Below are 26,635 nucleotides of genomic sequence, written 5' to 3'. Positions count from 1 at the left end.
CCGGCCCGCCAACACCCCCCGCGCCCACCCGGCCCCGGCTCGCCCGGCCTCACACGGCCCGCCACCCCACCGTGCTCTACTTCCCCTGCCCGACGAGCCCGTCCCCAGCCGGATCCAACTCGTCGAGAATTTTTCGTTATTGCCGCGTCCCGAGGACATCTCCTGGTCAGAGGACTTCTGGACCGGCAAGTGAGGTGGGCATGGCGGTGGCCGAGGAACCCGGCGTCGCGACGGTGGTGGCCGCGCGCGACGGTGACCAGCGCGCGCTCGACGACCTGGTGAGCGGGTACCTGCCCCTCGTCTACAACATCGTGGGCCACGCGCTCGGCGGGCACGCCGACACCGACGACGTCGTCCAGGAGACGATGTTGCGGGCGGTGCACGGGTTGGCCGGGTTGCGGGACCCGGCGGGGTTCCGGTCGTGGCTGGTCGTGATCGCCATGAACCAGATCCGGCTGCGCCACCGCGAACAGCAGCGCGTGCCGGTCACCGGACCGGTGCCGGAGGACGTGGCGGACCCCGGTGCGGACTTCGTCGACCTCACGATCATGCGCCTGCAGCTGTCGGGGCAGCGGCGCGAGGTGGTCGCGGCCACGCGGTGGCTCAGCGCGGACGAACGCGAGCTGCTCAGCCTCTGGTGGCTGGAGGCTGCCGGGCGGCTCACCCGTGCGGAGGTCGCCGAGGCGCTCGAGCTCACGCCGCAGCACACGGCCGTGCGCGTGCAGCGGGTCAAGGCGCAGCTGGACGCGGCGCGCATCGTCGTGCGGACGCTGGAGAGCACGCCTCGCTGTCCCGAGCTGGCCGAGGTGCTGGCCGACTGGGACGGTGACCCGAGTGCGTTGTGGCGCAAGCGGATCGCCCGGCACAGCCGCAGCTGCCGCCGGTGCGAGCGCTGCGGGTACGACCTCGCGTCGGTCGAGGGGCTGATCGCCCGGCTGCCGCTGGTGCCGCTGCCCGCCGCGCTCGCGTTCGACCCGGCGGCGCTCGCCGGCACCCAGACCTCCATCTCGGCCGTTCCCGCGGACCCGGTCACGACGAGCAAGATCGGGCTGCTGTTCAAGGGCGCGCTCATCAAGCCCATCGCGGCCGCGGCGGCAGCGGTGGTGGCCGCGGGGATCGTGGTCGCCGTGCTGCCCTCTCGTGAGGAACCGGTCGCGCAGGTCACCGTCACCAGCACGTCGGTCGCGCCCACGACCACCACGACGACGACCACCTCGTCGGCACCCGCGACCACGACCACGACGACGACCACCACCCCGCCGCCGGTGCCCGCCGCTCCCCCGACCGCCGTCGCGGCGTCGGTGAAGAAGGGCGTCAGCACCTGGAACTTCGACGGCGTCGGCAAGGCGCTCGGCGACGTGCGGGCCGGCTGGTACTACAACTGGGCCGTGCACCCGGACGGCGTCACCGCGCCGAAGAACGTCGAGTTCGTGCCGATGATCTGGGGCGCCAAGTTCACCGACGACGCCACGATCGCCCGCGCGAAGGCAGGCGGCAGGGTGCTGCTCGGGTTCAACGAGCCCGACTTCCCCGAGCAGGCGAACATGACGCCGGAGCAGGCGCTCGACCTGTGGCCCAAGCTGGCGGCGACCGGGCTGCGGCTCGGCAGCCCCGCCGTCGCGCACAGCGGCGACAAGGCGGGTGGCTGGCTCGACCGGTTCATGACCGGTGCCGCCCAGCGCGGCCTGCGCGTCGACTTCATCGCGGTGCACTGGTACGGCTCGGACTTCGGCGACGCCGCCGTCGGCCACCTGAAGAACTACCTCGAAGCGGTGCACAAGCGGTACGGCAAGCCGGTGTGGCTCACCGAGTACGCGCTCATCGACTTCTCCGGCGGCTCACCGCGCTACCCGACCCAGGCGCAGCTCGCGGCGTTCGCCCGCGGCTCCAGCGCCATGATGGAAGGCCTCCCCTACGTCGAGCGGTACGCGTGGTTCGCGCTGCCCGCCGACAAGCCGGGCACCGGCCTCTACGCCCCCGGTGGCACCCCGAACCAGGCCGGTCAGGCCTACCGCGACGCGGGCTGAGTCCCTCCGCCCGCCGCTCCCGCACCACCCCTGTGTCAGTAGCCCCTGCCCGAAAGGACTTCTCCATGTCCCCCGTCCCCACCTCCCGGCTGCGGCGACGCGTGCTGATCGCCGCCCTCGCCGTGGCGGGTGTCGTGGCGTCCGCGGTCACCGCGAACGCGATGTTCTTCTCGCCGCCCAAGCCGCGGCCGAGCGCCGTCTCGACGACGACCACGACCACCACCACCTCGCAGCACCAGACGGCCGCTCCGGCGACGTCCGCGCCCGCGCTGCCCGGCACTTCGGTTCCTGCGGCAGCGCCGGCGACCACCAAGGCCGCCGCTCCCCCGCCGCCGCAGGAACCGATCCCCCCGAACGCCGTGCGCGTCGCCGAGTTCGTCGCCGAGTGCCCGTTCACGCACCGGCTCCCGGACGACCCGATCGTCATGCCGAACCTGCCCGGCGCGTCACACCTGCACAGCTTCTTCGGCAACGTCTCGACCAACGCGCACTCGGACATCGCGAGCCTGGAGAAGGCCACCAGCACGTGCAGCCCGAAGGCCGACCTCTCGTCGTACTGGGTGCCGACGCTGCTGGTCGACGGCCAGCCCGTCGAACCGACCGGCACGACGTTCTACTACCTCGGTGAGGGCGTGCGCGACGACGTGATCGCGCGCACCCAGCCGCTGCCGTACGGGCTGCGGATCGTCGCGGGCAACGCCAAGGCCACCGCGCCGGACGCCGGCACGCAGTCGCGCTGGTCGTGCCTGCACGCGGGCCACGTCGGCGCCTCCAAGGACTTCGTGAACTGCCCGGCCGGCACGATGATCGAGTCCTACCTGGACTTCCCGCAGTGCTGGAACGGCAAGGACCTCGACTCGCCCGACCACAAGAGCCACATGTCCTACCCGGTCGCGGGCGACTGCCCGGCCACGCACCCGGTGCCCGTGCCGAAGCTGCGCCAGGTGCTGCGCTACCCGGCCAGCGGTGACCCGGCGCGGTTCAAGCTGTCGTCCGGCCCCGGTTTCACGATGCACGGCGACTTCTTCAACGCCTGGCCGCAGGCCGAGATGGCGCAGCGCGTGCGCGACTGCATCAACCGGATCGTCAAGTGCGGACCGAACGGCCGCCCGTAGTGCGAGCTCTCGCCGTCGCGGCGGCGCTGGTGGTGGTGACGGGCTGCGGGACTTCGCAGCCCGCACCGCCCGGTGCACCCGCGAGTCCGGCCGCCGTGGACCCGGCCGCCGCGGACCTGAGCGCAACGGACCTGGCGTTCGTGGACCTGGTGATCCCGCAGAACGAGTCCGCGCTCGCCGCGCTCGCCCTGACGGCCACCAGGCCCGGTTCGGCGCTGCGCCCGGTGGCGGACCGGCTCGGCGAGGACTACCGCGCCGAGCTGGCCCTGGCGCGGGAGCTGCTCGCCCGCGCAGGCCGGCAGGAGTCCGGTCAGCACGAGGGCCACGACATGCCCGGCATGATCACGGCCGCCGAGCTGGCGGCCGCCGGGACCGCCGACGGCGAGGCGTTCGACGAGCACCTGGAAGCGTTGCTGCGCACGCAGTCCGAGGAGGCGCGCACCGTGGCGCGTGCCGAGCTCACCTCCGGCACCAGCGCGACGGCACGGGAGCTGGGCGCGCGCATCGACCGTTCACGAGCGGAGTTCCTCGCGCTCCTGGGAGCGCCCTGACCGGGTGCCCGGCCGGGACGTGGCCGAGAATCGCGGTGTGCCGACCGCTGAGAACCCCGACCACGCCCGGCTGCTCGTGACCGGGAGCGCCGGTCACGCCGTCACCGAGCTGGTGACCCCGGCGCTGCTCCTGCGCACCCCCGGTGCGGCCTGGTCCGAGCTCGTCCACGTGTACGTGCCGCACGGCCCGACCGTCGCGTTCAGCGGCCGCGACCTGCGCTCCCCCGGCATCGCCGACGCCACCGAGGTCGCCAGGGCGGCGGGCTTCGAGACGGTCGTCCGGTCACCGGGCGGGCGCATGGTCGCCTACGACAGCGGCGCCGTCGTGGTCGACCACCTCGACCGCACGACCGGCATCCGGCACGCGGGCAGCGCGACCTTCGCCGCGAACGCCGGGAGCCACGTGCGGGTGCTCCGCGGCCTGGGCGACGTCGACGCCCGCATCGGCGAGGTGGACGGTGAGTACTGCCCAGGCGAGCACAGCATCAACGTCGGCGGCACCGCGAAGGTCGTCGGCTCGGCCCAGCGCGTGACCGCCACCGGTTCGCTGTTCAGCACGGTCGTCCAGGTCGTGGTCTCCGACCGGGTGCGGGCGGTGATCACGGACGTCTCCGAGGCGCTCGGCTACGACCTGCGGCGCAGCTCCATCGCGGGGCTGGCCGACTACGTCCCGGCGCTCACCGCCGAGGAGGTCGCGGCGGCGTTCGCGGCGGACTACTGCTCCCGGCTCTCCCTGACCGGCGGACCGCTGCCGGCCGAGGTGGCCGCACACGCGGCGAAGGCCCTGCCGGGCGCGCGGAGGCCGTTCCACGTCGACGACTGGACCCGTGCGAACCCGGTGCCGCGCTCGCACCACCCGTAGGTCACCCGCGGCGCCGGATCGCCACCAGCGCGATGTCGTCGGTCGCCGGCTGGTCGCCCACCATCGCGGCCATCACCTTGATGCACGCGGCCTCCGGCTCCACCGCGCTCACCGCCTGCCGCAGGTGCTCCATGCCGGAGTCGAGGTCCTGCCCGCGGCGCTCCACCAACCCGTCGGTGTAGAGGACGACGAGGGTGCCCGGCGGGACGTCGACGCCGGTGCTGCGGCGGCCGGAGGTGCCGAGGTCGAACCCGACGGGCGGGCCGACGTGGGTCGACGCGAACCGGGTCTGTTCACCCGGCACGGCGATGACCGGCGGCAGGTGCCCGGCGACGGCGAGCGTCATGCGGTGGGTGGCCGTGTCGATGATCGCGTAGGCGACGGTGGCCATCGTGTTGTGCTCGAAGTGGCTCGCCTTGCGGTCGAGCTTGCTCAGCACCTGCGCGGGGTCGAGGTACTCCAGGGCGTAGGCGCGCAAGGCGCTGCGCAGCCGTCCCATCACGACGGCGGCCCGCAGGCCGTTGCCGACGACGTCGCCGATGACCACGCCGATGCGGTCGCCGGGCAGTTCGAACACGTCGTACCAGTCACCGCCGACACCGCTCTCCGCGCCGGCCACGTACCGCGCCGCGAGGTCCCAGCCCTCGGGGGCCGGCAGGCTCGCGGGCAGCAGGCTCTCCTGCAACAGCGTGGCGGCGGCGCGCTCGGACCGCGTGCGGTCCACGTAGACGGCCACGGCCAGGCGGTCGGCGACGAGCTGCAGCGCGTCGACCTCCTCGTCGGTGAACCGGCGCGAGGTGGTGCTGCCGACGTGCAGGACCCCGGTCAGCTCGCCCTCGGCGATCATCGGCACGCCGAGCAGCGCGCGCAGACCGTGCTCCCACAGCAGCGGGTTGACCACGGTGGAGGGGTCGACGTGCTCGATCTGCACAGGTTCCCGGAGCTGGGCGACGCGACCGGCGAAGCCCTTGCCGACGGCCACGCGCGTGCCCTGGAAGACTTCCTCCTCGAGCCCGGTGGTCGCCCTGGCGACGAGCTGCGCGCCGCCGCGGTCCGCCAGCAGGACGGTGGCGGTGTCGACCGCGAGCAGCTCGCGGGTCCGCTCCAGCAGCACCTCCAGGAGCTTGTCGAGCTCGAACTCCTTGAGCGCGCTGTCCGTGACGGCGTCGAGGACGCGCAGGCGGATCGGTGCACTTCCGGACTCGACCATGCCACCTCTCCGTCACCCTGTCCCCACGACAGTACTGCCCGGGGTGGACGGACGCCTCGCACGTCCCCGGGTCGTCAGACCGGGTAGGTGTGCGTCTCGGTGGCTTTCACGGCGGCCCACAGCTCGTCACCGGGCCGCAGCCGCAGATCGGCGAGCGTCGCCGTGGTGATGTCGGCGAGCACGGCCGGGGCGCCGTCGAGCCGCACGCGGGTGGTGTGGGCGTGCTGCTCGATCGCGGCGACGGTGACGGGCCAGGCGTTGCGCGGGCTGCCGGTCGGCCGCCGCGGGTGCAGGCTGACCGCGGTCGGCGGGAACACCACGTGCACCGGTCCGTCGACCGGCGCCGGGATGGTGAGCCTGCCGCCGCCGTCCAGGTCCACCGCGGTGCCGGAGGCCGTGCCGCGGTAGAAGTTCAGGCCGACGAGGTTCGCGGCGTAGTCGGTGCGCGGCTGCCTGGCCACCTCGGTGGGCGGGCCCTCCTGGACGGCGCGTCCGTCCTCGAGGATCACCAGCCGGTCCGCGAGGACCATGGCGTCGAGCGGGTCGTGCGTCACCAGCAGGGTGTGGCCGCCGAAGTCCGCGAGGTGCCGGCCCAGTTCCGACCGCACCTGCAGGCGGGTGCTCGCGTCGAGCGCGGCGAGCGGTTCGTCGAGCAGCAGCAGGCTCGGGCCCGTGGCGAGCGCCCGGGCGAGGGCGACGCGCTGGGCCTGACCTCCCGACAGGGAACGGGGTCTGGCCCGGGCGTGGCCGGCCAGCCCCACGCGGCCGAGCCAGCGCGCGGCCTCCGCCCTCGCCTCGGCGCGCCGGGTGCCGCGCGCCCGGAGGCCGAAAGCCACGTTCTCCAACGCGGACATGTGCGCGAAGAGGAGGTAGTCCTGGAACACCACACCGATCGGGCGCTTCTCCGGCGGGACGAACGTCTCCGGGGAGTCCCAGGTGGACTCCCCGGCCGTGATGCGCCCCGACGTCAGCGGCAGCAGTCCCGCCAGCGCCCGCAGCGCGGTGGACTTGCCGGCGCCGTTCGGGCCGAGCAGGGCGACGACCTCCCCCGGCGCGATGGTCACGTCGAGGTCGAGGGTGAAGTTCCCGCGCGTGACGCGGAGTTCGGCGCGCAGGGTCATGTCGGCCCGCTGATCCACCGGTCGCGCAGACCGGCCAGCACCCCGACGGACACCAGCAGCAGCACGATGCTCAGCACGATCGCGGCGTCCGGATCCGTTTCGAGGGCGAGGTACACCGCGAGCGGCATGGTCGTCGTCTCGCCGGGGAAGTTGCCCGCGAACGTGATCGTCGCGCCGAACTCGCCGAGCGCGCGTGCCCAGCACAGCACGCCACCGGCCACCACACCGGGAAGCACGGACGGCAGCGTCACGCGCCGGAAGGTGAGCCAGCGGGACGCTCCGAGCGTGGCCGCGGCCTCCTCGAACCGGGGATCCGCGGCCCGCAGCGCTCCCTCGACCGAGATCACCAGGAACGGCATGGCCACGAAGGCCTCGGCCACGACGACCCCGGCCGTGGTGAACGGCAGCGAGATCCCGAACCACGCGTCGAGGTGCTGCCCGACCAGGCCGCGACGGCCCAGCACGAGCAGCAACGCCACACCGCCGACCACCGGTGGCAGCACGAGCGGCACCGTCACCAGCGCTCGGAGGAACCCGCGGCCCGGCAACCCGGACCTCGCCAGCACCCAGGCGAGCGGGATGCCGAGCAGCAGGCACAGCACCGTGGCGAGCGAGGCGCAGATCAGCGACAGCCTCAGCGCCTGGCCGACCTCGGCGCTGAGGAGCCGGCCGGACAGGCTGCCCCACGGTGCCCTGATCAGCAGCCCGGCCAGCGGCACCAGCAGGAACGCCAGGCCGATGAAGGCGGGAAGCGCGAGGACGACCGGAAGCCGGCCCCTGGCCCGATGACGCGTCACGGGAGGACGAAACCGGCCTGGTCGAGCACCGAACGGCCCCGGTCGGACAGCACGAACGCGACGAAGGCCTTGGCGGTGGCCGCGTTGCGGGCCTGGGCGACCGGCGCGATCGGGTAGTCGTTGACGGCTTGGCCGGCCTCGGCGAAGTCGATCCCCTCGACCTCCCCACCCGCGGCCCTGACGTCGGTCCGGTAGACCAGCGCTCCGTCGACCTCCCCGAGCGTGACCTTGGTGAGCACGGCCTTCACGTCCTGCTCCAGCGTGTCCGGCGCGGGCGTCACCTTGGCGGCGTCGAACACCTTCCTGGACGCCGCGCCACACGGCACCTGCTCGGCGCACAGGGCGATCTTCCTGTCGGCCACGGCGAAGTCGGCGAGTCCGGCGATCTTGCCGGGGTTGCCCTTCGGCACCGCGATCGCGAGCTTGTTCCTCGCGAACGTCGTGGGCGTGTCCGTGACGGCCCCGGTGTCGGTGACCTGCTTCATGTTCGCGGGCGCCGCCGAGGCGAACACGTCCGCGGGCGCGCCCTGGCCGAGCTGCCGGGCGAGCGCCGAACTGGCGGCGAAGTTGAACCTGACCTCCGTGCCGGGGTTCGCGGCCTCGAAGTCCTCGCCCAGCCGGGTGAACGTCTCCGTCAGTGACGCCGCGGCGAAGACGGTGATGCCGCCGCCCACCTCCCCGCTGTCCGGTGTGGACGGAGTGGCTGGGCCGCATCCGACCAGGACCAGCACCGCACCGGCGGTGACGAGCATGCTTGCGCGCATGGGCTCAGGCCTCCGGGATCTCCACGACGACGTTGGTGGACTTGATGGACGCGACGGCGACGCTGCCCGCCTCGAGCCCCAGCTCGTCGGCGGCCTCGCGGCTCATCAGCGACACGACGCGGAACGGCCCTGCCTGCATCTCGACCTGCGCCATCACGCCGTCCTTGACGACGCGGGTGACGATCCCCCGCATCCGGTTGCGGGCCGAGGCGGCGACGGTGACGCCGGGTTCGGACGACTCCGTCAGCCGCTGCGCGAACGCCGCGAGCTCCTTGCCGTCGATGGCCTTGCGGCCGTTCTCGAGCGTCGTGGACGTCAGGCGCCCGTTGTCGATCCACCGCCGCACGGTGTCGTCGCTGACGCCGAGCAGCCCGGCGGCCTCGCTTATCCGCAGATTCGGCATGAGAACATCCTAAACTCCGCTTTTGCGGATGCAAGACCTGGATCGTGGTGGGGCGAGCTGGGCTTCGCCGCGGTCGCGAACGAGCTGCCCGCCACCACGGCCACGACGAAGAGCGGTGCCGTCGGCAACGCACCGGCAGCACCGCGCACCTCTACCCGGCGAACCCCGCGAACAGCACGCCGGCCAGGCCGAGACCCACGGCCAGGTTGAACGCGGGCGCGCCGGCGAACACACCGATCGGCTTCCACCCGGCCTCGCGCAGCGGCGCCACCCGGAACTCCGGGCCGATCGACACGAACGCCAGGACCAGGAACAGCGTGCGCAGGTCGTCGACCGCGGTGATCACCGGCTTTGTCGCCGCCGGACTCCAGGAACACCGTGACGATGACCGACGCCGCTAGGAACCCGGGCACGAACTTGGGGAAGCGCTCCCACAGCGCCCGGCCGCTCACCTTCACGTCACCGGTCCGGTCGACCTCCAGCGCGAACTACGCGGTCAGCGCCACCGCGACGATGCCGAGCAACGCGTTCTGCGTCGTCTTGACGATCGTGGCGATCCGCAACGCCTCCTCACCGACCAGCACCACCGCGGCGCTCACCGCCGGGGACAGCCCGAGGGCGTCGACCGGCAACGGCAGGACGAAGATCGACGGCAGCGCGAAGACGATGACCAGGCTCGCCGTGCACGCGAGAGGTTCGCGCTTGGCCCGCACCGCGCCCGCCGCCGCGATGGCCGCGCTCACGCCGCAGATCGACACGGCCGACGACAGCAGCGCCCGCAGCTTCGAGTCGAGGCCGAGCTTGCCGCCGAGCCACCACGTGAAGCCGAAGACCGGCGCGATGAGCAGGAACGCCTGGGCGACCGCGGGCCCGGCCGCCTCGACGAGCACCGCGAAGTTGATCGACGCGCCGAGCAGCACCAGGCCGGTCTTGACGAAGAACTCCGTGCGGAACCCCGCGGCGAGACTTGCCCGCACCCCCGGACCGGTCAGCACCGCGTTGCCCAGCAGTCCGAGCAGGATCGCGCCGACCGGGTACTCGACGCTCTTCGCGATGCCGCCGAGCCACGTGCCCTTGGTGAACACCGGGACGTTCTGCTCCGGGTAGCGGGTCAGCGCCGCCGGCACCACGACGACGGCCGCCCGGGACGTCGCCCCGTCCCGACTTCCGCCATCACGGCACCAGCCAGCCGGGCACGACCCGCGCCAGCACCGGGACCAGCAGCACCAGTCCGGCGATCGTCGCCCCCAATCCTCGTTCACCGCGCGCCTGCGCTCGCGGCCGGCACCCTCTTCCGCGCTCACGCCGTCCCTCCGTCCACTCGTGGTGGCGGCCGTGGTCAGAGCAGCGGGGCAGGTGCGGCAAGGGCTCCCGCGATGTGGGACGGCGCACAGCGATCCGCGCAACCTACAAAAAGTAGGTACGGTGGTGGCGACACCAGAAGCAGTTCAGCCGAGACCGCGAAGGAGAAGCTGCCATGCCCCGCGTTCTGATCACGGGAGTCCGCGGCAAGACCGGAGTCCCGCTCGCCGCTCTGCTCGCGGCCCGCCCCGGCGTCGAGGTCCTGGGCGGGAGCAGCAACCCGTCGTCCGTGACCCTCGGGGGCGTGGTCCCGACGGCGTTCTCGTGGGACGACCCCGGCGGCTGGGACGCCGCGGTCGAGGGCGTCGACGCGGTGTTCCTGGTGCGGCCCGACCGCCCGGACGCCCCGGAGCTCATCTCCTCCCTGCTCACCAGGATTCCCACCACCACGAGGATCGTGCTGCTGTCCGAGCGCGACGTCGACTCGTTCGAACCGGGCGACTGGTCCGTGCGGGCGGAAAGCGCTGTCCGGAAGAGCGGGCACCCGTGGACGTTCCTGCGGCCGAGCTGGTTCATGCAGGTGCTGACCGACGACCGGTTCTACCGCGGCGAGATCACCGGGCACGGGCGGCTGCCGTTCGCCGGGGCGGGCGCGAGCCTGGCGTGGATCGACGCGCGGGACATCGCCGCGGTCGCCGAGTGCGCGCTGCTCGACGAGGGTCACGACGGCCAGGTCTACGAACTGACGGGCCCGGAGTCGCTCACGCTCCCCCGGACCGCCGCCGTGCTCACCGAGGCGCTCGGTCGCCCGATCGCGCACCAGGAGGTCACGGCCGACGAGGCGGTCTCCGGTCTCGAAGGCTTCGAGCGCGAAGAGTTCGTCTGGACGCTCGACCGGGTGCGGGACGGCGTGTTCGCCGGCGTGACGGACGTGGTCGAGAAGGTCACGGGCCGGCCCGCGCGCACCCTCGCCGCCTTCGCCGCGGACCACCGGGCCGACCTGACGCCGTGAAGCGCCTCTCGAAGCAGGAACGCCGCGACCAGCTCCTCGCCACGGCCCGCCGGATGGTCCGCGAGGAAGGCGCGGACCGGTTGACGCTGGCCCGCCTGTCCGACCAGGCGGGCGTGTCGAAACCGGTCGTGTACGACCACTTCCCCTCGCGGTCGGTGCTGCTCATCGAGCTGTACCGGACGGTCGACGCCGAACAGGTGCAGGCGCTGCGCACCGAGCTCGCGAGGGGGCGCGATCTGCGGGAGACCGCGGACGTCCTGGCGGTGGCGTACATCCGCTGCTTCCTCGACACGGGCGGCGAGTGGCACGCCATCGGCGCGGCGCTGGAGGGCAGCGCGGAGAAGGTCGCCGTGCACCACGAGCTGCTCGACGGTTACGTGCGGCTGTTCGCGTCGGTGCTGAAGCCGCACTCGTCGCTGTCCCCGGCCGAGCTCAAGCGCCGGTGCATCGGCTTGGTCGGGGCGGGCGAGGCCCTCGGGGCGGCGATGCTGCGCGGGATCAGCGGTGAGCAGAGGGCCGCGAGGTCGCTGGCGGCGCTGATCGAGGCGGCCTGCCGCTGACGGGCGCTCATCCGCTCGCGCTGCCCCGCGCCTGCGGGCAGCTACCACCAGGCGTGGTCAGCAGCTCGAAGTGCCACATCTCGTTGGCGTACGCCTGGCACAGCCCGTAGTCCGCGCCGTGCTGGATCAACCAGTCGGCGGCGTTGGTGGGCCCGATGTCGATCGCCTGCCCCGTCACGTGCTTGGACCTGTCCGGCGGGTGCACGAGCTTCCTGGCCTCCTCCTCGCTGCGGTGGCGGGCGACGGCCTCGTCCAGCAGCCGCTGCTGGTACTCCCTGCTGCGCCAGCCCGACGTCACCCTCAGCTCGACCCCGCGCACCGCCGCGTCGGCGGCAGCGGCCCGCACCGCGGCCAGCAGCGCGGGGTCGAGGTTCGCGAGGGCGGCGTGGCCGCTGTCGTCCAGCGAGATGCTCTCGTTCGCCGGGATGCGGCCGTCCCCGGTGGTGCCGATGGGCGGGGGATCCGCTGCGGGTGCGCAGGCCGCCACCGCGAGAACGAGCGCGGCCACCGGAACAGTTCGCAGTACCACCGCTGATCTCCCGTGAATGGTGCGGACTCCGACTCCTCCGACCCTGCCCGGCCGATGTCATCGCCCCGCACGCGGAGTGTGCGAGTTCCGCAACGGATGCCGCCCTCTTGGCCGCACCACCGCGCGGCCAGGAGTTCCGAGCACACCCTCGGTGTCGTTCGGACCCGGCCCCGGACCACAAGAGGTGGTTTACCGCGCAAGTACCGCCCGTGAACCGGAGAACGGGCACCCCGGAAACGCACTGCTGCGAGAGGGAGCAGGACTTTCCCGGGCCAGGAGGAACAATGCTCGAGCGAACAGGCATCGCAGGGAGTTCCCTCCTGCTCGTGGCGGCTCTCCTCATCGGCTCCGCGGTGCCACCGCTGGCCGCGCGGGAAGCCTCTGCCGCAGGGCGCGCTCAGTCCTTCTGGCTGCACATGAACAGCACCCCGGTCGACGACGCCACCATCGCCGTCGAGGCGAAACGGCGCGCGCACATCGTGCTCAACGCCTGGGAGGGCGACCTCCTCCGCAAGCTCAAGGCCGTGAACCCGGCGGTGAAGGTCTACGTCTACAAGGACCTCTCCTCCACCCGTTCCTACGCCTGCAAGAACGGCGAGGACGACGACCAACTGCCCGCCGGGCTCGGTTACTGCCGGGTCCGCGCCACCCACCCCGAGTGGTTCCTGCGCGGGCCCGACGGCAGGGAGCTGGTCTACTCCGGCTACGAGGGCCACTGGCAGATGGACGTCGGCGACCCCGGCTACCGCAGGGCGTGGGTGAGCGCGGTCGTCTCGAACGCCAAGGCCACGGGGTTCGACGGGGTGTTCCTGGACAACGCCCTCTTCACCTGCGACGCCTACCACCGGGGGACGTGCCCGGCGAAGTACCCGGACCACGCGTCGTTCCAGTGGGCCTACACGGGCATGCTCGCCGAGGTCAGGGCCGGGTTCTCGGCCGCGGGGCTGCTCGCGGTCGGCAACCTCGCCAACGCCCGCCTGCAGCCGGGCGGCTGGGAGACCTACAGCGCCTTCCTCGACGGCGCGTTCGACGAGTGGTGGCTCGCGTTCGCGAGCAACCAGCTGCTGGAGGACTACGCGCAGGGCTGGAGCAAGCAGGTCGCGCAGATCGCCGCCAACGAGGCCGCCGGGAAGATGACGTGGGTGCAGCCGCACTTCGACGTGGGCGACGCGAAGGCGTTCCGGTACGCGGTGGCCGGCATGTTCATGACCGCGAACGGCAACACCGCGATCGCCGAGATCGCGAAGACCGACGGTTACGGCGACCCGACGCCGTGGCACGCCGAGTACGACTGGCACCTCGGCCAGCCGGCCGGCGCGTACCGGACGGTGGCCGACAAGGTCTACCGCCGGGACTTCACCTGCGGTGCGGTCGTGGTCAACGCCAACCCGACCGGGAGCCGCGAGATCGAGGTGCGGCTCCAGCGCCCCCACACCGACCAGGACGGCAAGCAGGTCGAGTCGGTGAAGCTGCCGGGCACGAGCGGCGCGCTGCTGCGTGCGAAGTGCTGACGCACGGGGTATCCGCAGGCGTGGACCGGATCAAGCGTGGGCGCCGTCTTACATTCCTCTTCCGAGCTGTCGTCTTCGTCGTGCTGGCCGTGCTCGCGGTCGTGTTCTACGACTCCGCGAGGTGGCTCCTCAGCGCGGCGGTCTCTTTCCTCGGGGCATGCATCGGCGCGGAACTGGTCGAGTGGCGCAAGCGTCGGAATGGTGCCGCCGGTTGACGAACTGCCGCAGTTCCCGGGAAGCCGCACGACGCCGCCGCTGGCACCACCGCCCTCCCGCCGGAGGGCCCGGGGAGCGGAGGAGCCATCAGCGGGGTGAGCGTGCGGGTGCTGGGGCCGCTCGAGGTGTGGCGGGACGGCCGCCGCGAAGGTCTGGGCGGGGTCCGGCAACGGGTGCTGCTCGCGCACCTGGCGCTGCACGCGAACACCGGGGTCTCGCTCGACCAGCTCGTGGAGGCGCTGTGGCCGGTCTCCCGGCCGCGGTCGGCGGTGTCGAACGTGCGCACTTACGTCTGGCAGCTGCGCAAGGTCCTCGGCGACCACCTGCGCACCCACGGCACCGGCTACGTGCTGGCCGTGCGGCCGGACGAGCTCGACGCGCTCCAGTTCGACGAGCTGGTGGCCGACGCGCGCCGCAGGCCCGGCGCCGCGCTGGAGCTGCTGCGGAGGGCGGAGTCGCTGTGGCGCGGCCGGCCGCTGGAGGACCTGCCGGACCACGACGCGTGGGCACCCGCGATCGCCCGGTTGCAGGAGGCGAGGCTCGCCACGACCGAGCAGCGGCTCACGTTGCAGGTGGCGCGGGGTGAGATCACCACCGCGATTCCCGAACTGCGGACGTTGCTGGCGGAGCACCCCTACCGCGAGAGCGTCTGCGCGCAGCTCGTGGTCGCGTTGCGGCGGGACAACCGGCGGGCCGAGGCGTTGCAGGCCTACTCGGACATGCGCACGCGCCTCGCGGACGAGCTCGGCCTGGAACCGGGACCGGCGTTGCGCGAGGCCCAGCTCGCGGTGCTGCGGGAGGAACCCGCGGGCACGCCGATCCGGCAGCTGCCGCCGTCGGTGTCGGACTTCCGCGGCCGGGACGACGAGATCGGCGTGCTGGCGGCGGCGTTGCGGCACGACTCGCTGTCCGCTCCCGTGGCGGCGGTGACCGGACCACCCGGCGTCGGCAAGTCCACGCTCGCGCTCCGGGTGGCGCACCTGGTCGGCGACCACTTCCCGGACGGTCAGCTCCACGTCGACCTCGCGGGCACCACCGGCGAGCCGCGCGATCCGGGCGACGTCATCACGGAGTTGTTGCACGCCTTCGGGATCATCGGTGCCGGGCTGCCGTCGCAGCTCACCGCCCGCGCCGCGCTCTACCGCTCGCGGCTCGCCGGCACGCGCGTGCTGGTGGTGCTCGACGACGCCGCGTCGGTGAGCCAGGTCGCGCCGCTGCTGCCCGCGGGCGCCGGGTGCGCGGTGCTGGTGACGAGCCGGCGCCGGTTGCCGGAGCTGCCCGGCGCGGTGCAGGTGGAGCTGCGGCCGTTCGCCCCGGACGAGGCCATCGCTCTGCTCGCGGGCATCGCGGGCGAGGACCGCGTGCGGGCCCAGCCCGCCGAGGCCGCGGCCGTCGCCCTGGCGTGCGGTCACCTGCCTCTCGCGATCCGGGTGGCGGGCGCACGGCTCGCGGGCCGCGGCGGGTGGTCGATGCAGGTGCTGCGGGAACGGCTGGTGGACGAGTCGACGCGGCTGCGCGAGCTGAGCTCCGGGGAGCTGGCCGTGCGGGCGAGCTTTGACCTCAGCGTCCGGCAGCTCGCCGACCGGGAGCACCGGGCGTTCGTGCGGCTGGCGCTGCTCGGTCCGCACGACTTCCCCGGCTGGGTGGTCGAGACGCTGCTCGGCGAGCCGGACAGCCAGGACGTCCTCGACGAGCTGGTCGACGCGAACCTGCTGGAGTCGTGCGGTGCGGACGGCATCGGCCAGCCCCGCTACCGGTTGCACGACCTGCTGCGCTGCCACGCGCTGGAACTCGCCGGCGCGGCGCCCGACCGCCACAGCGCCCTGGAGCGGACGGTGCGGGCGTGGCTGTGGCTCGCGGTCACGGCGGCGCACCGGCTGCCCGTCACGTTCGGCACGACGATCGCGGCCGTGGACCGGGTGCGCGCGCCGGAGCACCTGCTGGCCGAGCCGGTCGCGTGGTTCGAGGCGGAGCGCAGGACGTTGTGCGGGCTGGTCGACCTCGCGGCCTCCGCCGGGCTCGACGACGTGGCGTGGCAGCTCGCGGCGGCCTGCGTGCCGTTCTTCGACCTGCACAGCCACTACGAGGACTGGGCACGGACGCACACGAGGGCGTTGCGGTGCGTCCGCGCGGCCGGGAACGCGGCGGGCGAGGCGGCGTTGCTGCGGGGCCTGGCCCAGGTGCACATCTACCGCGACGAGTTCGCGGACGCCGAACGCGACCTGCTCGCCGCGCGGGACCTCTACCGCTCGGCCGGCGACGAACGCGGCCAGGGCACCGCGGTGGCGGGCCTCGGCGTGGTGCACCGGCTGCGGGCGGAGCACGAGCGGTCGATGGTCCGCTACCGCGAGGCCCTGGCGTTGCTGGAGTCCGCCGGTGACCTGCACTCCGTCGCGCACGTGCGGGCGTCGATCGGCGCGGTGCACGGCGCCCTGGGCTCGCCGGAGGAGGCACGGGCGTGGCTGACCGGTGCCCGGCGGCTCGCCGCGGACCTCGGTGACGCGCACCGGGAGGCGCTCGTGCTGGTCCGGCTCGCGGCGCTGTACCGAGACACCGGCGAACACGACGCGGAACTGGTCAGCGCGCGCCGGGCCGTGACGATCCTGATGGACCTCACCGACGAGCGGTGCACGGCGTTCGCCCAGGTCGAGCTGGCCGAGGCGTTGCTGTCGAACGGTCATCCGCGGGCGGCGCACGACCTGGTGTACCAGGCGCTCGAGACCTACCGCCGCACGGGCAACCGCGAGGGCGAGCCCGCCGCGCTGCGCACGCTGGCACGCGCGGCGGGCGCACTCGATCAGTTGCTGTTGCCGGGCTTCCAGCCGAGGTAGTTGCGGAAGTAGCCGACCGAGCTCGCGTGGCCGATCCTGCCGCCGACGCTGGTCGACCAGAAGCCGCCGTTGCCGTCCGCGATGCCCGCGTGGCCGTACTGGCTCGTGTTCCAGAAGACGAACGCGCCCTTCGGCGGGGTGCCGGTGGTGCGGCGCGTGCCGTCCGACGAACGCCAGTGCGCGATGGCCGACGCGTGGTGCGTGCTGCGGTTCCACGCGAGCCGCACGGCACGCTCGCAGTAGCCCTCGTACGCGGTGCTGCCGCGGCGGTCGGACATCCACCTGATGGCGCCGGCCGCCGTCTGCTGGATCGAGACGTCGCCCTCGGCGACGCTCACGGAGGCCGTGTCCTCGAGCCACGGCTGCGCGACCTCGACGCTCGGGCTGAACACCTCCTGGCCCGCCGCACCGGCCGGCGCCGCCGTGCCGATCAGAGCCGCACCCAGCAGGCCGGCGACCGCCGCCGTCATCTTGGTGAACCGCATGACATCCCCTTTTCCGAACGACTGCAACGACTGCACTGCCACGGCAGCGTCCCGGGGCTGCATCCACGACCGATACATCGCCAATACACGGCGATCACGCATAGACGGCGGGATCGCGGGTAACGCCTTCGTACGTTGCTTGTTCTGAGGAGGATGCAGTTGGCCAGCAAGAAGCCAGGCAAGCTCGTGAAGGCGGCCGTCGAGAAGGCGGTGGACAAGGTCACCGAGATGGTGAACCCGCCCATCCCCGGCGTCCCCAACAGCGAGCCGCCGTCGCTCGACGAGCCGACCGAGCCCCGCGCGCCGCTGCCACCCAAGCCCGACCAGACGGGGCCGGAGACGGTGTCCCCGACGGGTGCGCCGACCGGTGCGCCGAAGCTCAGCATGGGGCAGCAGGGCGAGTTCCTCACCACCTCGGCCGGTGCGCGGCTGTACGACACCGACCACTCGCTGAAGGCCGGCGACCGCGGCCCGACGCTGCTGCAGGACCACCACCTGCGCGAAAAGATCATGCACTTCGACCACGAGCGCATTCCCGAGCGCGTGGTGCACGCCCGTGGCTATGGCGCGCACGGCACGTTCGTCGGCTACGGCACCGCCTCGAACGTCTGCAAGGCCGCGTTCCTGGGTGACGGCGTCGAGACGCAGGTGTTCGTGCGGTTCTCGACCGTGCTGGGGTCGCGCGGCTCGGCGGACACCGTGCGCGACACCCGCGGGTTCGCGACGAAGTTCTACACCCAGGAGGGCAACTTCGACCTCGTGGGCAACAACATCCCGGTCTTCTTCATCCAGGACGGGATCAAGTTCCCCGACATCATCCACGCGGGCAAGCCGCACCCGGACCGGGAGATCCCGCAGGCGCAGAGCGCGCACGACACGTTCTGGGACTTCGTCTCGACGCACACCGAGGCCACCCACCACGTCATGTGGAACATGTCCGACCGCGGCATCCCACGCTCCTACCGGACGATGGAGGGCTTCGGCGTCCACACGTTCCGGCTGGTCAACGCCGAGGGCGAGACCACGCTCGCGAAGTTCCACTGGAAGCCCAAGCTCGGCGTGCACTCCCTGGTGTGGGAGGAGGCGCAGATGATCAACGGCATCGACCCGGACTTCCACCGCCGCGACCTCGCCGACGCCATCGAGTCCGGCGCGCACCCGCAGTGGGAGCTCGGCGTGCAGCTCTTCCCGGACACGCCGCGGCAGACGTTCGAGGGCATCGACCTGCTCGACTCGACGAAGATCGTGCCGGAGGAGCTCGCGCCGGTGCAGCCGATCGGCCTGCTCACGCTCAACCGCAACACGATGAACTTCTTCGCCGAGACCGAGCAGGTCGCGTTCCACCTCGGCAACCTGGTGCCGGGCATCGACGTCACCGACGACCCGCTGTTCCAGTCCCGGCTGTTCTCCTACCTCGACACGCAGCTGACGAGGCTCGCCGGGCCGAACTTCAACCAGATCCCGATCAACCGCCCGCACGTGCCGGTCAACGACATGTTCCGCGACGGGTACCACCAGCACGCGGTGCACGCGGGCGTGGCGCCGTACAAGCCGAACACCCTCGACGGCGGCAACCCGTTCGAGGCCTCGGCCGCGGATCGGCCGTTCGTCGAGGTCGCGCAGCCGTTGCCGAAGGCGGCCAAGGTCCGGCAGTCGCCCGCCTCGTTCTCCGACCACTACACGCAGCCGAGGCTGTTCTGGCTGAGCCTGTCGCCGGTCGAGAAGGAACACCTGGTGCGCGCGTTCACCTTCGAGCTCGGCAAGTGCTACGAGCAGGCGATCAAGGAACGCCAGCTGCGGGTGCTCGCGAACGTCGACCCGACGCTGTGCGCCGAGGTGGCGAAGGGTCTCGGGCTCCCGGCACCGGCGCCGACCGTCCGGCCGAGGAAGGTCGCGCCCAGCCCCGCCCTGTCGCAGGTCGGGAAGACCTGGCCGACCGACGGCCGCATGATCGGCATCGTGGTCGACCCGGCCGACCTCGACGGTGTGCGCACGGTCCGCGAGACGATCCTGGCGGCCGGGATGGTGCCGTTGCTGATCGCGCCGACCGGCGGCCCGATCGGGGACTCCGGCCTGGTGGCGCAGCGCACGTTCCTCACGGCGCGGTCGGTCGAGTTCGACGCCCTGCTGCTCGCGGGCAGCCCGCCCCCCGGACCGGACGCGGTGCCCGCCCGTGACGCGAAGGCCGGTGCGCCCGGCGGTCTCGTCGACCCGCGCGTCGTCCTGATGGTCCAGGAGTGCTTCCGGCACGCCAAGGCCATCGGCGCGTGGGGTGCCGGCCAGGCCGCGCTGGAGGCCTCCGGGGTCGCGGGTGCGGGCATCGCGGTCGGTGACGACGCGACGAAGGTGCTCGGCGAGGTGGCCGCGCTGCTGGGCGCCCACCGCGTCTGGGAACGCTTCCCCGCCACGATCTCCTGAGGAGCCCGCTCGTGACCGAAGCGCTGACCGAGGAGGACCTCTCCTTCCTCCGCTCGATGTTCGACCTCGCCCGCACCGGCGACACCGCCCGGCTGGCCGAGGCGCTCGACGCGGGGGTGCCGGTGAACCTCACCAACGGCGCGGGCGACTCGCTGCTCGTGCTGGCCGCGTACCACGACCACCCGGACACCGTCGCGGCTCTGCTGGAGCGCGGCGCCGACACCGGGAGGGTCAACGACCGGGGCCAGACGGCACTGGGAGCGGCGGTCTTCCGCCGCTCCCGGCGCAGTGTGGAGCTGCTGCTGGCAGCGGGTGCCGACCCCGCCCTCGGGCCGCGGTCGGCGCTCGACGTGGCGCGGTTCTTCGACCTGTCCGAGATGCTGGAGCTGCTCACCGCGCGCGAGCGCGGCTGAGCGGCCTCAGAAGTGGTCGCCGCTGGTCAGCTCGTGCTCGAACGCGTCGGCACTGGCGACCAGCAGCGCCAGCGGGCGTTCGAACTCCTCGCGCACGCTCAGGTGCTCCAGGGGCACGGTGTGCTTGAGCAGCGCGATGCCGTCGACCACGCCCGCACCGCCGATCAGCGACACACCGGCCAGCTCGAGGAACCGCCGGAGGTCGATCTCCCCGGCCCGGCCGACGGCGGAGGAGATCTCGACCCAGTCCACACCGGACTCGTGCACGTGGTGCACCGAGACCTGCTGGGTGCGCCCGTTCCCGGTGTCGAGCCGGAACCGCAGCCAGACGTCCGTCTCCTCCAGCACCTCGTACCGCAGCCGAACGTAGTTGACGATCTCGTTCCACGACGTCATGTCGCGTTCCCGCCCCTCTCGCCGCTTCGCTGATCACCACCGTAGTGCCCGCGAGCGCCGGCGGGGGCGCGGCGCACCGCTCGTCAGCCGCGCCCCGCCCGCCGTTCGCGGAAGGCGATCATGTTCATCCGGTTGCCGCAGCGCACGCCGCAGAACCGCTTGAGGCCGTTGCGGGACAGGTCGAGCAGCAGCCCTTCGCAGTCGTCGGCCGCGCAGATCCGCAGGCGGTCCATCTCGTCGGTCCTGATCACGTCGATCAGCGCCAGCGCGGCCTCCACGCGGATCCGTTCGGCCAGCGGGGAGGTGGGCTCGGTGGCGTGGATGTGCCAGTCGAGGTCGTCGTGCCGCACGAGGTGAGGGAGCGCCTTGCCGTCGCGGAGCATCTTGTTGACGGCCTCCACGGCGTCGTCGCGGCTGAGCGTCCACACGTGCCTGAGCAGCTCGCGGGTGTCCCGGACCTCGCGCAGCTCGGCCTCGTCGCGGTCGATGCGGCCCGTGTAGGGGAAACGGCCGAGCAGCGCCATGAGCCCGTCGACCGTGGCCAGCTCGTCCTCGCCGCCGCGCGACGCCGTCGGGTGGGTGTTGCACAGGGCCACGACGAAAGCCAGTGACTCCTCCGTGTCAGGGGCAAAACGCAAATTGACTCCTCACTCGGACGCGCCTAGCGTCAGGGGTGACGGACAGGTTAGTCCATGACAGCGTCGAGGCCGGGAGGCAGACCGTGGGAATGGCGTCGAAGTCGGCCGGCTTGGTCGCGGCCACGATCTCGTTCCTCTCGTTCGGCACCTCCGGGGCGTTCGTCAAACCGCTGCTGGAGGCGGGCTGGTCGCCGACCGCCGCCGTGACGGCCCGCGCGCTCACCGCGGGACTCGTGCTGCTGCCGTTCGTCCTGTTCTCGTTGCGCGGCAAGTGGACCGTGCTGTGGCAGGCGCGGTGGCCGGTGCTGGGCATGGGGTTGGCCGGCGTGGCGGTCACGCAGGTGCTGTACTTCGCCGCCATCCAGCGGATCCCGGTGGCGACCGCGCTGCTGATCGAGTTCCTCGCGCCGCTGCTGCTGGTCGGGTTCACGTGGGCGGTCAGCAGGAGGACGCCCGCGCCCGTGGTGCTGGTCGGCTCGGTGCTCGCGGTCGGCGGTCTCGTGCTCGTGATCGGGCCCGGTGCGATCCGGGCCGTGGACCCGGTCGGCCTCGCCGCCGCGTTCGGTGCCGCCATCGGGTGCGCCGTCTACTTCGTGATCGCCGCACGCCCCAACAACGGCCTTCCCCCGGTCGCGCTCGCCGGTGCGGGCCTGCTGCTGGCCGCGCCCGTGCTGGCGCTGGTCGGCGCGCTGGGCCTGCTGCCGTTCACCGCCACGTTCGACGACCTGCCGCTGCTGGGCACCACCACGGCCTGGTGGGTGCCGCTGCTCGTGGTCGCGGTCGTCGGCACCGCGCTCGCCTACGCGTCCGGCATCACCGCCTCCGGGATCCTCGGCTCGCGGGTGGCGTCGTTCATCGCGCTGCTGGAGGTCGTCTCGGCGTCGCTGTTCGCATGGGTCCTGCTGGGTGAGGAGCTCTCCCCGCTGCAACTCGCCGGTGGCCTGCTGATCCTCGCGGGCATCGCGTCGGTCAGGGCCGAGCGGCCGGAGGTGGAGGAGCCCGCGGTCGCGGTCGGCGCCGCCTGACCCCCACCGCGAAAACGACGAAAGCGAGGAGATCACCTCTCCCCGCCACGTCCAACTTATAGCGCAACCGGGGTCTTGCGGCAAGACCCCGGTCGTGCTCCACACTCTGCGGCCGAAGCCTGCGAACAGGGGGAAGACGCAGATGGGCAGTTTCGTGCTGGGCCTGGGCGACATCGACGGCACCCGGGTGGCGCTGTGCGGTGGCAAAGCGGCGAACCTCGGGGAGCTCACGCGGATCGGCGGCATCGACGTCCCGGCGGGGTTCTGCGTGACGACCGACGCGTTCCGGCGGGTTCTCGACCCGTCTTCGATCGGGGCGGACTTCGACGCGAAGGCGGTCCGGTCGCGGCTCGAGGGCGTGACGATCCCGGCCGACGTCGCCGAGGAGATCACCGCGGCGGTGGCGGGGTTCCCCGGCGGGACCGCGTTCGCCGTCCGGTCGAGCGCCACGGCCGAGGACCTGCCGGCGGCGTCGTTCGCGGGCCAGCAGGACACCTACCTCAACGTCGTCGGAACGGACGCGGTCCTGGAGCACGTCCGCTGGTGCTGGGCGTCGCTGTTCACCGAACGGGCCGTGTCCTACCGGGAGCGCAACGGGATCGACCACCGCCGGGCCGAGATGGCCGTCGTCGTGCAGCGGATGGTCTTCCCGCACGCGGCCGGGGTGCTCTTCACCGCCGACCCGGCGACGTCGAACCGGAAACTCGCCTGCGTCGAGGCGACGTTCGGCCTCGGGGAGGCGTTCGTCTCCGGTCTGGTGAACGCGGACGTCTACCAGGTCGCGGACACCGGAATCGCGCAGAAGTCCATCGCCGCCAAGGAGACCGCACTGCACGCCGCTGCCGGCGGGGGCACGCGCGAGGAGGCGGTCGCTCCCGGACGGCAGCGGGAACCGGCTCTGACGGACGAGCAGGTGCTGGAACTCGTCCGGCTCGGGCGGCGGATCGAGGCGCACTTCGGCCGGCCGCAGGACGTCGAGTGGTGCCTCGACGGCAGCGGCTTCCGGGTGGTGCAGAGCCGGCCGATCACCACGCTGTTCCCCGTGCCCGAGACCGACGACGGCGAGAACCACGTCTACGTGTCCGTCGGGCACCAGCAGATGATGACCGACGCGATGAAGCCGCTGGGCCTGTCCGTCTGGCAGCTCACGACGCCCCGGCCGATGACGGTGGTGGGCGGGCGGTTGTTCGTGGACGTGACCCCGATCCTGACCACGCCGTCCAGCCGTGCCGGTTTCCTGGACGTGATCGGCAGGTCCGACCCGTTGATGGACGACGCGATCCGGACGGTCCTCGGCCGCGAGGACTTCCTCCCCGCTGCCCGGACCGACGAGGACGTGCCGCTGATCGCCGGTGCCGCGCCGGCGACGATCGACACCGATCCGGACATCGTCACCGAGCTGATCGGCGCCACCGAGGCGTCCGTGGCCGCGCTCCGCCGGGAGATCCGCGGCAGGTCCGGACCGGAGCTCTTCGAGTTCGTCCTCGCCGACCTGCGGGAGTTGCGCCGGCTGCTGTTCGACCCGCGCGGCAGCCAGGTGATCACGGCCGGGATGCAGGCGACGTGGTGGCTGAACGAGAACCTGCGGGAGTGGCTAGGCGAGAAGAACGCCGCCGACGCGCTGTCGCTGTCCGCTCCCCACAACGTGACCTCCGAGATGGGGCTGGCGCTCCTCGACGTCGCCGATGCCGTCCGCCCGCACCCGGAGGTCGTGGCGTTGCTGGAGAAGGCCGGGGACGACTTCCTCGAGGAGCTGCCGCGCGTGCCCGGCGGACGGCAGGCGCGTGACGCGATCGAGGGCTATCTCGCGCGATACGGCATGCGGTGCGTCGGCGAGATCGACATCACCAGGCAGCGGTGGAGCGAGCGTCCGGCCGCTCTCGTGCCGCTGATCCTCACCAACGTCCGGAACTTCGAGCAGGGCGCCGGTGAGCGCCGCTTCGAGCAGGGGCGGCAGGAGGCGTGGAAGAAGGAGCAGGAGGTCCTGGAGCGCCTGCGGGTGCTGCCCGGCGGCGAGGAGAAGGCCGCCGAGACCAAGCGGGTGGTCGACCGCCTGCGGACGTTCATCGGATACCGCGAGTACCCCAAGTACGGCATGGTCAGCCGCTACTTCGCTTACAGGAAGGCGTTGCTGGAGGAGGCCTCACGCCTCACGCGCGCCGGAGTGCTCGACACGCCGGAGGACGCCTTCTTCCTGACGTTCCAGGAGTTCCACGAGGTGGCGCGGACCTCTCGGGCCGACTCCGCCCTGATCCGCCGGCGCAGGGAGGAGTTCGCGTCCCACGAGTCGCTCACGCCCCCGCGGGTGCTCACGTCGGATGGCGAGGCCATCTCGGGCACGTACCGGCGCGAGGACCTGCCCGCCGGTGCCCTGGTCGGGCTCGCGGTGTCCGGTGGCACCGTCGAGGGCCGCGCCAGGGTCGTGCTGGACATGACCCAGGCCGGCCTCGAACCGGGTGACGTCCTGGTCACCGCGCACACGGACCCCAGTTGGTCGCCGTTGTTCGTGGCGGCCGCGGGCGTGGTGACGGAGGTGGGCGGCCTGATGACCCACGGCGCCGTGGTCGCGCGGGAGTACGGCCTGCCCGCGGTCGTGGGCGTCGAGGGCGCCACCCGGTCCATCCGGGACGGTCAGCGCATCCGCGTGAACGGCACCGACGGCTACGTCGAGATCCTCGACTGAGGGTGGGATGCCCGCGGCATCCCACCCCCACCGGGCTCAGGCGCGGGCGACCGCGACGTCCACGATCCAGGTGACGCCGAACCTGTCGGCGAGCATCCCGAACCCGGGAGACCACTGGCTCGCCGCGAACTCCTCGATCACCATGCCGCCCTCGGCGAGGCCCTTCCAGACCGGCGCGACCTCGTCGGCGGTCTCCCCGCGCACGGACAGGAAGAACGGCTCCTCGGTGACGGTGGTGCCGTTCTCCCTGCGCGTGGTCGGCGCGCCGGGCGCGACCGGCTCGCCCGCGCCCGGCACGTCGTAGGCCATGACGCGGAACCCGTTCTCGGCGACGACCTCGCCGAACACCACGCCGGCCGCACCCGGCACCTCGGCGGGCATCCCGAAGTCTCCATACGTGATGACGTTGAGCTGCCCGCCGAAGACCGAACGGTAGAACTCGAGCGCCTCCCGCGCCTGGCCGCGGAAGTTCAGGTGGGCAACAGCGTTGAGCGACATCTTCTCGGTCCTTCGGTTCGTTCCGCCGCCGGAGGTCTCCGGCGATGAACACGACTTTGTCAGCAGTACCGGACAGGGAACGTCCGCTACTCGTGAGAGGGTGAAACCATGCCGATCGCCACCTCGACGACCACCTCGGCCCGCCTGCTGTCGCTGCTGTCGCTGCTGCAGGTCCGCCGCGACTGGCCGGGTCTCCTGCTCGCCGACCGGCTCGGCGTCAGCGAACGCACCGTGCGCCGCGACGTGGACCGCCTCCGCGAGCTCGGCTACCTCGTCCACGCCGTGAAGGGCCCCGACGGCGGCTACCGGCTGGAAGCGGGCAGCCAGGTGCCGCCCCTGCTGTTCGACGAAGACCAGGCCGTGGCCCTGGCCGTCGCGCTGAGGATCGCCGTGGGCACGGGAGCGGGCATCGAGGAGGCCGCCGCCCGAGCCCTCGCCACCGTCCGCCAGGTCATGCCGGCCCGGCTGCGCGCCCGCATCGACGCGCTGGAGGTGGAGCCGGCCGGCCGCGGCCCGCAGGTGGACACCGACCTGCTGATGGCGCTGAGCACCGCCGTCCGCGCCCGCGAGGAACTGCGGTTCGACTACGACGCACCCGGCCGCCCTCCGTCGCCCGAGCAGCCACCCCGCCGGGTGCAGCCGCACCACCTCGTCGTCCGGTCGGGCCGCTGGTACCTCGTCGGCTGGAGCCCGGACCGCCAGGACTGGCGCACCTACCGAGCCGACCGCATGACCCTGCGCGTGCCGAACGGCCCGCGCTTCACCCCGCGCGAGGTGCCCGGCGGTGACGTGGCCGCGTTCCTGTCGGCCCGCTTCAAGGGCTCGGAGACCGGCGCCTGGCCGTGCCGGGGCGAGGTGGTCCTGCACCTGCCGCTCGCCGACGTGGCGCCTTTCACCGGCGGCGACACGGCGGAGGACGCCGGTCCCGGCCGGACGCGGCTGGTGACCGGCTCGTGGTCGTGGGCAGCGCTCGCCGCCAGGCTCGCGCGCTTCGACACCGAGGTGGAGGTGGTCGGGCCGCCCGCGCTGCGCGAGGCGTTCGCCGACCTGGCGGGCCGTGCCGCTCGCGCGGCCGGACAGCGTTCGGAGTAGACGGGCCGCCGCACCGCGCGGTTGCCGCGCGCCGCACGGTCGCCGTCGCCGCACGGTTGCTGTCGCCGCGCACCGCGCCACTCCTGCCGACGGGCTGTCGGTGCTGTGCGTTGCGCGCCGCCCCACCCGTTCGCCGCACGGCACGTGCCCTTGCGGCCCTCGCTGTGCGAGGCATT

The 26,635-nt window shown here is 72.7% G+C and carries 26 protein-coding genes; 14 read left to right on the top strand and 12 right to left on the bottom strand.

The features are described from left to right. Window positions 1-200: 200 nt before the first annotated feature. From L6E10_RS26390 to L6E10_RS26375, 4 genes are all read left to right on the top strand, one after another. Entirely contained in the window at window positions 201-2,027 is a 1,827-nt protein-coding gene (locus L6E10_RS26390) for a sigma-70 family RNA polymerase sigma factor (RefSeq protein WP_236222419.1), read from the top strand. A 65-nt stretch (window positions 2,028-2,092) separates the two neighbouring features. Next, window positions 2,093-3,142 carry a DUF1996 domain-containing protein gene (locus tag L6E10_RS26385; protein WP_236222418.1) on the top strand — a complete coding sequence of 350 codons (1,050 nt, stop codon included), beginning with the start codon at window positions 2,093-2,095 and terminating at the stop codon, window positions 3,140-3,142. Further along, window positions 3,118-3,693, top strand: a complete 576-nt coding sequence (locus tag L6E10_RS39920) for a DUF305 domain-containing protein (protein WP_236222416.1) — start codon at window positions 3,118-3,120, stop codon at window positions 3,691-3,693. Before L6E10_RS26385 ends, L6E10_RS39920 begins: the two co-directional genes overlap by 25 nt. A gap of 37 nt (window positions 3,694-3,730) precedes the next feature. Next, complete coding sequence (locus L6E10_RS26375) at window positions 3,731-4,555, top strand: hypothetical protein (protein WP_236222414.1); 825 nt, start codon at window positions 3,731-3,733, stop codon at window positions 4,553-4,555. Window position 4,556: 1 nt separating this feature from the next. Here the strand turns inward: L6E10_RS26375 and L6E10_RS26370 are convergent, their stop codons facing one another. The 7 genes from L6E10_RS26370 to L6E10_RS26340 form a co-directional block, all read right to left on the bottom strand. Next, window positions 4,557-5,765 (bottom strand): PP2C family protein-serine/threonine phosphatase, encoded by a 1,209-nt coding sequence (locus tag L6E10_RS26370; protein WP_236222412.1) that lies wholly within the window; start codon window positions 5,763-5,765, stop codon window positions 4,557-4,559. 74 nt (window positions 5,766-5,839) lie between these two features. Beyond that, window positions 5,840-6,886 carry an ABC transporter ATP-binding protein gene (locus L6E10_RS26365; protein WP_236222410.1) on the bottom strand — a complete coding sequence of 349 codons (1,047 nt, stop codon included), beginning with the start codon at window positions 6,884-6,886 and terminating at the stop codon, window positions 5,840-5,842. Beyond that, window positions 6,883-7,683 (bottom strand): molybdate ABC transporter permease subunit, encoded by an 801-nt coding sequence (gene modB / locus L6E10_RS26360; protein ID WP_236222408.1) that lies wholly within the window; start codon window positions 7,681-7,683, stop codon window positions 6,883-6,885. The genes L6E10_RS26365 and modB overlap by 4 nt, the downstream gene beginning before the upstream one ends. Then, on the bottom strand, window positions 7,680-8,447 hold the full coding sequence (gene modA, locus L6E10_RS26355) for a molybdate ABC transporter substrate-binding protein (RefSeq protein WP_236222406.1): 768 nt from the start codon (window positions 8,445-8,447) through the stop codon (window positions 7,680-7,682). The genes modB and modA overlap by 4 nt, the downstream gene beginning before the upstream one ends. Window positions 8,448-8,451: 4 nt before the next feature. After that, a complete protein-coding gene (locus L6E10_RS26350) occupies window positions 8,452-8,850 on the bottom strand; it encodes a molybdopterin-binding protein (protein ID WP_090096368.1) in 399 nt (132 codons plus the stop codon). A 151-nt stretch (window positions 8,851-9,001) separates the two neighbouring features. Then, window positions 9,002-9,196, bottom strand: coding sequence for a hypothetical protein (locus L6E10_RS26345; protein WP_236222404.1), 195 nt, complete (start codon window positions 9,194-9,196; stop codon window positions 9,002-9,004). A gap of 142 nt (window positions 9,197-9,338) precedes the next feature. Then, window positions 9,339-9,977 (bottom strand): putative sulfate exporter family transporter, encoded by a 639-nt coding sequence (locus L6E10_RS26340; protein ID WP_236222402.1) that lies wholly within the window; start codon window positions 9,975-9,977, stop codon window positions 9,339-9,341. A 350-nt stretch (window positions 9,978-10,327) separates the two neighbouring features. On the opposite strand from L6E10_RS26340, the gene L6E10_RS26335 reads away from it, so the two are divergent. Continuing rightward, complete coding sequence (locus L6E10_RS26335; RefSeq protein ID WP_236222399.1) at window positions 10,328-11,164, top strand: NAD(P)H-binding protein; 837 nt, start codon at window positions 10,328-10,330, stop codon at window positions 11,162-11,164. After that, window positions 11,161-11,724, top strand: coding sequence for a TetR/AcrR family transcriptional regulator (locus tag L6E10_RS26330; RefSeq protein WP_236222397.1), 564 nt, complete (start codon window positions 11,161-11,163; stop codon window positions 11,722-11,724). The genes L6E10_RS26335 and L6E10_RS26330 overlap by 4 nt, the downstream gene beginning before the upstream one ends. A 7-nt stretch (window positions 11,725-11,731) precedes the next feature. On the opposite strand, the gene L6E10_RS26325 is transcribed toward L6E10_RS26330, so the two are convergent. Next, window positions 11,732-12,232 (bottom strand): M15 family metallopeptidase, encoded by a 501-nt coding sequence (locus L6E10_RS26325; protein WP_236222395.1) that lies wholly within the window; start codon window positions 12,230-12,232, stop codon window positions 11,732-11,734. A gap of 305 nt (window positions 12,233-12,537) precedes the next feature. Here L6E10_RS26325 and L6E10_RS26320 point away from each other — a divergent pair, with 305 nt between their 5' ends. From L6E10_RS26320 to L6E10_RS26310, 3 genes are all read left to right on the top strand, one after another. Further along, the gene (locus L6E10_RS26320) at window positions 12,538-13,764 is read left to right on the top strand and encodes a putative glycoside hydrolase (protein WP_236222394.1); all 1,227 of its coding nucleotides are present in this window, start codon (window positions 12,538-12,540) and stop codon (window positions 13,762-13,764) included. Between the two features lie 20 nt (window positions 13,765-13,784). Next, a complete protein-coding gene (locus L6E10_RS26315) occupies window positions 13,785-13,979 on the top strand; it encodes a hypothetical protein (protein ID WP_236222392.1) in 195 nt (64 codons plus the stop codon). A gap of 96 nt (window positions 13,980-14,075) precedes the next feature. Beyond that, the gene (locus L6E10_RS26310) at window positions 14,076-16,811 is read left to right on the top strand and encodes a BTAD domain-containing putative transcriptional regulator (RefSeq protein ID WP_236222390.1); all 2,736 of its coding nucleotides are present in this window, start codon (window positions 14,076-14,078) and stop codon (window positions 16,809-16,811) included. Here L6E10_RS26310 and L6E10_RS26305 read toward each other — a convergent pair. Beyond that, window positions 16,778-17,296: a hypothetical protein gene (locus L6E10_RS26305; RefSeq protein ID WP_236222389.1), complete on the bottom strand. Its 519-nt coding sequence runs from the start codon at window positions 17,294-17,296 to the stop codon at window positions 16,778-16,780. The genes L6E10_RS26310 and L6E10_RS26305 overlap by 34 nt on opposite strands. Before the next feature lie 159 nt (window positions 17,297-17,455). Here L6E10_RS26305 and L6E10_RS26300 point away from each other — a divergent pair, with 159 nt between their 5' ends. Further along, on the top strand, window positions 17,456-19,714 hold the full coding sequence (locus L6E10_RS26300) for a catalase (protein WP_240011330.1): 2,259 nt from the start codon (window positions 17,456-17,458) through the stop codon (window positions 19,712-19,714). 11 nt (window positions 19,715-19,725) lie between these two features. Continuing rightward, window positions 19,726-20,127 carry an ankyrin repeat domain-containing protein gene (locus tag L6E10_RS26295; protein WP_236222387.1) on the top strand — a complete coding sequence of 134 codons (402 nt, stop codon included), beginning with the start codon at window positions 19,726-19,728 and terminating at the stop codon, window positions 20,125-20,127. A gap of 6 nt (window positions 20,128-20,133) precedes the next feature. Here the strand turns inward: L6E10_RS26295 and L6E10_RS26290 are convergent, their stop codons facing one another. Together L6E10_RS26290 and L6E10_RS26285 are read right to left on the bottom strand one after the other, a co-directional pair. After that, entirely contained in the window at window positions 20,134-20,523 is a 390-nt protein-coding gene (locus tag L6E10_RS26290) for a hypothetical protein (protein ID WP_236222385.1), read from the bottom strand. Between the two features lie 83 nt (window positions 20,524-20,606). Beyond that, entirely contained in the window at window positions 20,607-21,161 is a 555-nt protein-coding gene (locus tag L6E10_RS26285) for a CGNR zinc finger domain-containing protein (protein ID WP_236222383.1), read from the bottom strand. Between the two features lie 89 nt (window positions 21,162-21,250). Here L6E10_RS26285 and L6E10_RS26280 point away from each other — a divergent pair, with 89 nt between their 5' ends. Beyond that, window positions 21,251-22,186 carry a DMT family transporter gene (locus tag L6E10_RS26280; RefSeq protein WP_236222433.1) on the top strand — a complete coding sequence of 312 codons (936 nt, stop codon included), beginning with the start codon at window positions 21,251-21,253 and terminating at the stop codon, window positions 22,184-22,186. A 142-nt stretch (window positions 22,187-22,328) separates the two neighbouring features. Then, the gene (rph, locus tag L6E10_RS26275; RefSeq protein ID WP_236222381.1) at window positions 22,329-24,869 is read left to right on the top strand and encodes a rifamycin-inactivating phosphotransferase; all 2,541 of its coding nucleotides are present in this window, start codon (window positions 22,329-22,331) and stop codon (window positions 24,867-24,869) included. Between the two features lie 36 nt (window positions 24,870-24,905). Here rph and L6E10_RS26270 read toward each other — a convergent pair whose 3' ends face one another. Further along, window positions 24,906-25,367: a VOC family protein gene (locus L6E10_RS26270; RefSeq protein WP_236222380.1), complete on the bottom strand. Its 462-nt coding sequence runs from the start codon at window positions 25,365-25,367 to the stop codon at window positions 24,906-24,908. A 108-nt stretch (window positions 25,368-25,475) separates the two neighbouring features. Here L6E10_RS26270 and L6E10_RS26265 point away from each other — a divergent pair, with 108 nt between their 5' ends. Continuing rightward, a complete protein-coding gene (locus L6E10_RS26265; RefSeq protein WP_236222378.1) occupies window positions 25,476-26,459 on the top strand; it encodes a YafY family protein in 984 nt (327 codons plus the stop codon). Window positions 26,460-26,635 lie beyond the last annotated feature (176 nt).

The sequence above is a fragment of the Lentzea sp. CC55 genome (assembly GCF_021056325.1).
Classification (GTDB): domain Bacteria; phylum Actinomycetota; class Actinomycetes; order Mycobacteriales; family Pseudonocardiaceae; genus Lentzea; species Lentzea jiangxiensis.
This window is presented reverse-complemented; position numbering and strand designations above follow the sequence as displayed.

Coding starts and splice junctions, on each gene's coding strand:
- L6E10_RS26320 (WP_236222394.1), top strand. CDS start 12,538: ATGCTCGAGCGAACAGGCATCGCAGGGAGTTCCCTCCTGCTCGTGGCG.
- L6E10_RS26265 (WP_236222378.1), top strand. CDS start 25,476: ATGCCGATCGCCACCTCGACGACCACCTCGGCCCGCCTGCTGTCGCTG.
- L6E10_RS26385 (WP_236222418.1), top strand. CDS start 2,093: ATGTCCCCCGTCCCCACCTCCCGGCTGCGGCGACGCGTGCTGATCGCC.
- L6E10_RS26335 (WP_236222399.1), top strand. CDS start 10,328: ATGCCCCGCGTTCTGATCACGGGAGTCCGCGGCAAGACCGGAGTCCCG.
- L6E10_RS26350 (WP_090096368.1), bottom strand. CDS start 8,850: ATGCCGAATCTGCGGATAAGCGAGGCCGCCGGGCTGCTCGGCGTCAGC.
- rph (WP_236222381.1), top strand. CDS start 22,329: ATGGGCAGTTTCGTGCTGGGCCTGGGCGACATCGACGGCACCCGGGTG.
- L6E10_RS26370 (WP_236222412.1), bottom strand. CDS start 5,765: ATGGTCGAGTCCGGAAGTGCACCGATCCGCCTGCGCGTCCTCGACGCC.
- L6E10_RS26290 (WP_236222385.1), bottom strand. CDS start 20,523: ATGACGTCGTGGAACGAGATCGTCAACTACGTTCGGCTGCGGTACGAG.
- L6E10_RS26280 (WP_236222433.1), top strand. CDS start 21,251: ATGGCGTCGAAGTCGGCCGGCTTGGTCGCGGCCACGATCTCGTTCCTC.
- L6E10_RS26270 (WP_236222380.1), bottom strand. CDS start 25,367: ATGTCGCTCAACGCTGTTGCCCACCTGAACTTCCGCGGCCAGGCGCGG.
- L6E10_RS26390 (WP_236222419.1), top strand. CDS start 201: ATGGCGGTGGCCGAGGAACCCGGCGTCGCGACGGTGGTGGCCGCGCGC.
- modA (WP_236222406.1), bottom strand. CDS start 8,447: ATGCGCGCAAGCATGCTCGTCACCGCCGGTGCGGTGCTGGTCCTGGTC.
- L6E10_RS26365 (WP_236222410.1), bottom strand. CDS start 6,886: ATGACCCTGCGCGCCGAACTCCGCGTCACGCGCGGGAACTTCACCCTC.
- L6E10_RS26305 (WP_236222389.1), bottom strand. CDS start 17,296: ATGCGGTTCACCAAGATGACGGCGGCGGTCGCCGGCCTGCTGGGTGCG.